This is a genomic window from Pseudomonas sp. FW305-28 (assembly GCF_017351395.1).
GTDB classification, from domain to species: Bacteria; Pseudomonadota; Gammaproteobacteria; order Pseudomonadales; family Pseudomonadaceae; genus Aquipseudomonas; species Aquipseudomonas fluorescens_AA.
In genome coordinates this window covers 25629-31946 of the sequence record NZ_JACNDD010000077.1, presented here as the reverse complement: position 1 = coordinate 31946, position 6318 = coordinate 25629, and the positions used below count along the sequence as shown (strand labels likewise).

At 55.1% G+C, this 6318-nt stretch carries 7 protein-coding genes; 4 read left to right on the top strand and 3 right to left on the bottom strand.

What is annotated here, in order from left to right; translation table 11 throughout:
- Window positions 1–1463: hypothetical protein (locus J4E53_RS18440; RefSeq protein WP_207268167.1), on the top strand; the 1463-nt coding region annotated here is incomplete at its 5' end.
- A gap of 268 nt (window positions 1464–1731) precedes the next feature.
- Here the strand turns inward: J4E53_RS18440 and J4E53_RS18435 are convergent.
- Both J4E53_RS18435 and J4E53_RS18430 read right to left on the bottom strand, forming a co-directional pair.
- Entirely contained in the window at window positions 1732–2091 is a 360-nt protein-coding gene (locus J4E53_RS18435; protein WP_207268166.1) for a DUF6124 family protein, read from the bottom strand.
- 520 nt (window positions 2092–2611) lie between these two features.
- Window positions 2612–3178 (bottom strand): helix-turn-helix domain-containing protein, encoded by a 567-nt coding sequence (locus tag J4E53_RS18430; protein ID WP_103311147.1) that lies wholly within the window; start codon window positions 3176–3178, stop codon window positions 2612–2614.
- Between the two features lie 150 nt (window positions 3179–3328).
- Between J4E53_RS18430 and J4E53_RS18425 the strand changes: the two genes are divergently transcribed.
- The 3 genes from J4E53_RS18425 to J4E53_RS18415 all read left to right on the top strand — a co-directional run bounded on the left by J4E53_RS18425 (window position 3329) and on the right by J4E53_RS18415 (window position 5352).
- Window positions 3329–4111 (top strand): aldolase, encoded by a 783-nt coding sequence (locus J4E53_RS18425; protein WP_072346896.1) that lies wholly within the window; start codon window positions 3329–3331, stop codon window positions 4109–4111.
- Window positions 4112–4130: 19 nt separating this feature from the next.
- Entirely contained in the window at window positions 4131–5018 is an 888-nt protein-coding gene (locus J4E53_RS18420; RefSeq protein WP_103311149.1) for a dihydrodipicolinate synthase family protein, read from the top strand.
- A gap of 73 nt (window positions 5019–5091) precedes the next feature.
- Window positions 5092–5352, top strand: coding sequence for a Rho-binding antiterminator (locus J4E53_RS18415; protein ID WP_092442188.1), 261 nt, complete (start codon window positions 5092–5094; stop codon window positions 5350–5352).
- Between the two features lie 118 nt (window positions 5353–5470).
- On the opposite strand, the gene J4E53_RS18410 is transcribed toward J4E53_RS18415, so the two are convergent.
- Window positions 5471–6154, bottom strand: coding sequence for a hypothetical protein (locus J4E53_RS18410; RefSeq protein WP_146042681.1), 684 nt, complete (start codon window positions 6152–6154; stop codon window positions 5471–5473).
- Window positions 6155–6318 lie beyond the last annotated feature (164 nt).

Sequence of the window (6318 nt, the reverse complement as noted above, 5' to 3'; positions counted from 1 at the left end):
AATATAAAGCCGAGATAGACACGCGGCTTAGGCAACTATCTGAGGACATTAAAATCAAAGCTTCGGACTCTGAAGCCTCAGCATTGGAGTCAGCAAACAACGCCATAAATTCTCTCGCGAGTATTAAATCCGTAGAAAGTAAAGTAGAACAGGCTCTTAAAGATCTTTTAGCTTGTAAAGACGCGGCAAAAAGCGAGCTTGCTAGCGTTGGCGACTTAGCCCAAAAAACACAAAAACTAACCGAAGAAATTTCGGAATTTGCCCAGGCTAGCGAAAAAATTAGTACGGCTATAGTCCAACAACAAAATTTCGCCTCAGAAGCAGTCAAAGAGATGAGTAGCGACTTGGCCGTAGTTAAGGCCGCACTGCTAGAAGCTCAGAAACTCCCTGAACAAATTGAGGCGAGCAAGAAGCAACTGGACGGAATTACTGTTATCAGCAAAGACATTGATGGGCTTTTGAACCACTCAATGAAGAAAAAGTCTGACATTGACGAACTGCACAAAACCATCTTGGGAGCAGAAGTGAAGGGAGTAGATGGCTCTGTCGAAAAAGTAGACGGGCTTCTCGATGAGTTGCAAGGTGCCTACACCTCAATTAAAGACCAAACTGAAAACATGGAAATCCAAATCAACAACACTATTAACGATTTGATTGAAAAGCATGAGCAGGCTTTATCTCATGAAAAGGAAGAATTTGAAAAGCTATTAGATTTATCAGGCAAAAGGTATTCGGCTATAAATGACGAGATATCAGGCTTATTACCCGGCGCCATGGCAGCGGGGCTAAGTGCTGCCTACGAGCGAAAGAAAGATGATGAGATAGTTTCATTGACTGCACATGAACTTAGCTTCAAGATCGCAATTGGACTTATGGTTGCTGTGTCTTTGATTCCATTCGGCGTCGATGTATTCCTATTGGGTTGGAAAGGTAATGAATTGGTCGAAGTCATTAAGGGAACCCCGAATCTTATCGTCTCTATCCTGCCTCTGTACTTCCCAGTATTATGGTTTGCATATTCGTCGAGTAAAAAGCTCAATCTATCCAAACGACTGATTGAGGAATATACTCACAAGGCTGTTCTTGGAAGGACTTTTTCTGGCCTATCAAATCAGATCGAATCACTTCCCCGTGAAAGTGTCGTTCGTGACGAGTTGAGGACCAGATTGCTATTTAATATGCTACAAGTCAGCTCCGAAAATCCAGGCAAGCTTATTACTGATTACAACAAGACAGACCATCCTTTGATGGACGCGCTTGAAAATAGTGCGAAGCTTTCAGACTCGGTAGAGAGCCTATCAAAGCTACCCGGATTCTCTGCCCTTGCAAAAAAATTGGCCGCCAGAACAGATGAGTTACTTAGCTCGCAAGCAAAAAAGGTCGAAAGTGGTCTAGCCGCTCAGGAGGAAATGGAGAAACCCATCCAAAAGGATGGTGTAGAAGACGTTAAAACGGTCGTATAATTTTACGCTGCGCTACTCTTAGATGGCGTGATACCCGAATGAATAATGTATGACTCTGTTATTCGTGGCCCACCAGGACTCCAAAAAACTGGTTTTCCAGTGCAGACTAGGATAGTTTCGGTTAAAAGCTGAATGTCGCTACCCCTTGCCTATATGCTTCGTGATCATGCGGCAAAAGGGGACTGAAAAGGTGACATATTATTGAAAAAAAAGGTCTTGCCTAGGCAAGACCTTTTTGTGTCCGGAAAGCGGAATCTATGAGTCGATCCTACCTCACCTCAACAATATCCAACGCCCGATTCGCCAACAACTCACTCACCTCAATCACCTGCAAAATCCCCAACGCAACCCGTCGCCTCGACCCATCCAGATCAAACGCCAAATCACTGATCATCGCATTCGCCGAAGCCAGGTTCTCACTAAGATTCGCAAGCAAACACTCAGAATCCACACTCGGATCAATCCGAAAAATGGAGTCGGACTTGTCAGACGTTTCGCCCTTAGGCTTAGGCTTCAGGTAGTAATCCAACGCTCGCGTGGCAGCGTCGTCGATTTTCTTGTTGCGGGCAGATTGGGCGCGGGACGTAGGTTCGTCTGCCGCAGGAGGATTCGGAGTAACTTTTACCATCGTCTTGCTTCCTGTAGTAGGAGCCATCACCCACTCGCTGCTAAACGATGGGAGGCAGCTGTGCGCAGGTTAGCAGACCGGGGAAACAAGAAACCGGCGCGTCCGGGGACGCCCTGCGCACAGCCACCATCAAGTGCAGGATGGGGAATCCTGACTGGATGACGCCTTGCACAACCTGTTTCACCGCGAGCTGCTAAACCCGATCACTGACAATCAGTGACAGGTCCAAAACTACCGACGCAACCCCAGGCGCACAAGCCGGCGGATTCTGGCGTAGTTGTAGGCAAAGGCGCAAGGCGCTGTGGCTTGGCGGGCCTTCGTCGCTGGTGTCTGTCGGTCTTTACTGACAGGACGCCGCTCGACTGGTCTGAGTAGATGTCCGATGCCGTTCAATTGAGGCTGTCGGAAGGTCTGTGGCGAGGCGCTTATAGGAGGGGGCTGCTGCGCAGCCCAGCGGGAGCAAGCTCCCTCGCCACAGTTCATTGTTTTGCTTATCTGAATGGCATTGCGATTGGAGCCACTAGGCGCCCTCGCCCTTCTCCCCCGACTCATCACTGTGCACCACCACCAGCAACTGCGCCTGAACATCCCCCACCGAACGCAGGCGATGGGGTTTCTGCGCATTGAAATGCAGGGCATCGCCACGGTTCAGCAGCACGCGCTCGTTCATGAAGTCCACTTCCACCTGACCCTCGTGCACGAACAGAAACTCCTCCCCGGTGTGTTCCTTGAACGCGTGATGGGCGGTGAATTCGGCGGCCGGGTAGAGGATGAAGGGCAGCAGGCTGCGCTCGGATACTTGGTGGGCCAGTACCGCGTATTCGGAGCTGCCGCTGCTCGCCGCGAGGGATTGGCGGTCTTCGCTGCGCACCAGGCTGTAGCTGTCGAGGGAGACGTTTTCTTCGGAGAACAGCTCCTCGACTTTCACGCTCAGGGCCTTGGCGAGCTTGAGCGCCGTGGCGATGGAGGGCGTGCTCAAGCCCCGTTCCACCTTGGACAGGTAGCTCTTGGTCATCCCGGTTTTTTCGGCCAGGACGTCCAGTGTCATGCCGAGTTTTTTCCTGAGCAATTTCAAGCGAATGGACATAGGTAACCAACATTTCCAGAGAAACGGACAATCTGCGATTGCAAATGACACTTTGTGTCATATAGTCTATTTAGTGTCATTAGCACCTTCCTTTCACAGCTTCCATGACGCGGATCAAGAACGGTCAAAGAACGAATCAGGAGAACGGGTATGAGCAAGACACTGGCGACGCCCAAGGACCAGTTGGTCCAGCATGCTGTTAACCAGATGCAGAAAACACTGCCGGATAATACGTGGACTGTACGACAAAAGCTGGCCCTGACCTGCCGCATCCTGTTTGAGAACGGTCACGACTCGGGGCTGGCGGGGCAGATTACCGCGCGTGGGCCGCAACCGGGCACCTATTACACCCAGCAATTGGGCCTGGGCTTCGATGAGATCACCGCCGGCAACCTGTTGCTGGTCAATGAAGACCTCGAGGTGTTGGAGGGCCATGGCATGCCCAACCCGGCCAACCGCTTTCACACTTGGGTCTACCGCGCCCGGGCGGATGTGAATTGCATCATTCACACCCACCCGACCCACATCGCCGCGCTGTCGATGCTGGAAGTGCCGCTGCAGATTTCCCACATGGACCTCTGCCCGCTGTACGACGACTGCGCCTTCCTGGAGGGCTGGCCGGGGGTGCCGGTGGGCAACGAGGAAGGCGAGTTGATCGCCGGTGCCCTGGGTGACAAGCGCGCGATCCTGCTTTCCCACCACGGCCAGTTGTCCACCGGTGCCACCGTGGAAGAAGCCTGCAACATCGCCCAACTGATCGAACGCGCCGCGAAGCTGCAATTGCTGGCCATGGCCGCCGGCGAGGTGAAACCGATCCTGCCTCACCTGGGCCGCGAAGCCCACGACTGGATCGCCCGCCCCAAGCGCCACGCGGCCGCCTTCAACTACTACGCCCGGCAGACCCTGCGCCAACACGCCGATTGCTTGAACTGAACCCACCAGGAGCGAAGCCATGTCTACCCCCAACATCCACGGCATCATCGGCTACACCATCACACCCTTCTCCACCGACGGCCAGGGCTTGGACCTGGACGCACTGGGCCGGTCCATCGACCGTCTGATCGACAGCGGCGTGCATGCCATCGCGCCCCTGGGCAGCACCGGCGAAGGCGCCTACCTGAGCGACGCCGAGTGGGACCAGGTCAGCGAGTTCAGCATCGCCCGCGTCGCCGGCCGGGTGCCGACCGTGGTCAGCGTGTCTGACTTGACCACCGCCAAGGCGGTGCGCCGCGCACGCTTTGCCCAGGCGAAGGGCGCCGATGTGGTGATGGTGTTGCCGGCCTCGTACTGGAAACTGAGCGAGGCGGAAATCCTCGCGCACTACCAGGCCATCGGCGCCAGCATCGACCTGCCCATCATGCTCTACAACAACCCCGCCACCAGCGGCATCGACATGTCGGTGGAGCTGATCCTGCGGATTTTCAACACGGTGGATAACGTCACCATGGTCAAGGAAAGCACCGGCGACATTCAGCGCATGCACAAGCTGCAGTTGCTGGGCGAAGGCCAGGTGCCGTTCTACAACGGTTGCAACCCGCTGGCGCTGGAAGCCTTCGCCGCCGGGGCCAAGGGCTGGTGCACTGCCGCGCCGAACCTGATCCCGCAGCTCAACCTAGACCTGTATGCGGCCGTACTGGCCAACGACCTGAGCCTGGCCCGGGCGTTGTTCTATCGTCAATTGCCGCTGCTGGACTTCATCCTCAAGGGCGGTTTGCCCGCCACCATCAAGGCCGGTTTGCGAACTCTTGGCCTGGAGGTTGGCGACCCACGGCTGCCGGTTTTTCCATTGGATGAGGCGCGTAACCAGCAACTGCAGGCGATGTTGAAACAGCTGCTCTGATTCAGAGTTCTAATCTTGCGACGGACAGGTGGCGCCCTAACCTGTCCGGTCGCTCCATTGGGTGTCACATGAGATGAAGACCTATCAACCGTTGAACTGCGACCTGCATGATTACCTGGAGATTGCCTGCCTGTACGGCTACACGCTGGACATCGAACTGACTGACGGCCAACGCCTGACCGCCCGTGCGATCACCACGCGCACCGCCTCCACGCGGGAGGAGTTTCTTGATGTGGAAACTGCGGAAGGTCGCCGAGAGATTCGACTCGATCAGTTGCTGGCGATTACGCCGCAGGATGACAACGCCCGGTTTGGTCGGGTTGTGTTGGCGTAGCGGAGTCTGCCGGGCGGGGAGGTTTTGGGGCTGCTGCGCAGCCCAGCGGGAGCAAGCTCCCTCGCCACGGGGAACTGCCTGTCGTCCCCTTTCGATAAGTGCCGGGGTGCTTTGGTCGTCAGGACGGGGGATAGGCCTCGTTGAACGCCCCGGCAAAATCTTCCGCCTTCGAAAAGAGCAGCATCTCCACGTCACCGATCTCCACATCCAGTTTTCGGGAGACGTTCACCAGCAACTCGATGTAGGTCGAGTAGACATCGGTCGTCGCAATTCGAATCCAGCGCTGTTCACGCGCCTGGGTTTTCAAGCGGGGCCAGCAGGCATTGAGGTGGGTGTTTCGACCCGCCAAGTGCGGAAACCACCAGCGTTGCTCATCGCTGTGAAGCATCTGTAGAACGTTCAGGGAAAATGCGACCCGCGCATCGAAGATGGCGTGTTCGATTGGATTCGAGAATGCCGCCACCTTCGACCATGAGGCGATGCCCTTGTGCTTGTCCGGCACCCGCCCCTGTGACACGGTCTGAACGTAGCCTTGCATCGTTGCGAGCGCGTTTCCCCTGACACCTCCCCACACGCGTACCGCGTAGTCTGCGAGGGCCATTCGTTGTTCGGGCGACGTGGTCCATTCCTGGGCGACATGTCGTTTCAGGACGCACGCTTTTTCGTACCAGTTCGAGCCATCGATCTCCCATTTGAATGAATGGTGGACGAGAGCGGTATCGAACTTCCAGGTGTAGATATGGGGAAGTGATGGCAAGTGCTGTGTGGCGTAGGAAAGCAGCGCATTTTCGAGAGACTGCATGGACGAGACCACGTATTGGACGAGGTCGAGATATTAAATGACTCCCGGTCGAGCAGCGAATTTTCCTGCTTCGCGTGTAGAGAGAAGCCACGGCACTAAAGAGCAAGGGGGACAAAATGCTGGGAGTGGCAACGCGCCGAACGGGTTAGAGAGTGTTATCTTTT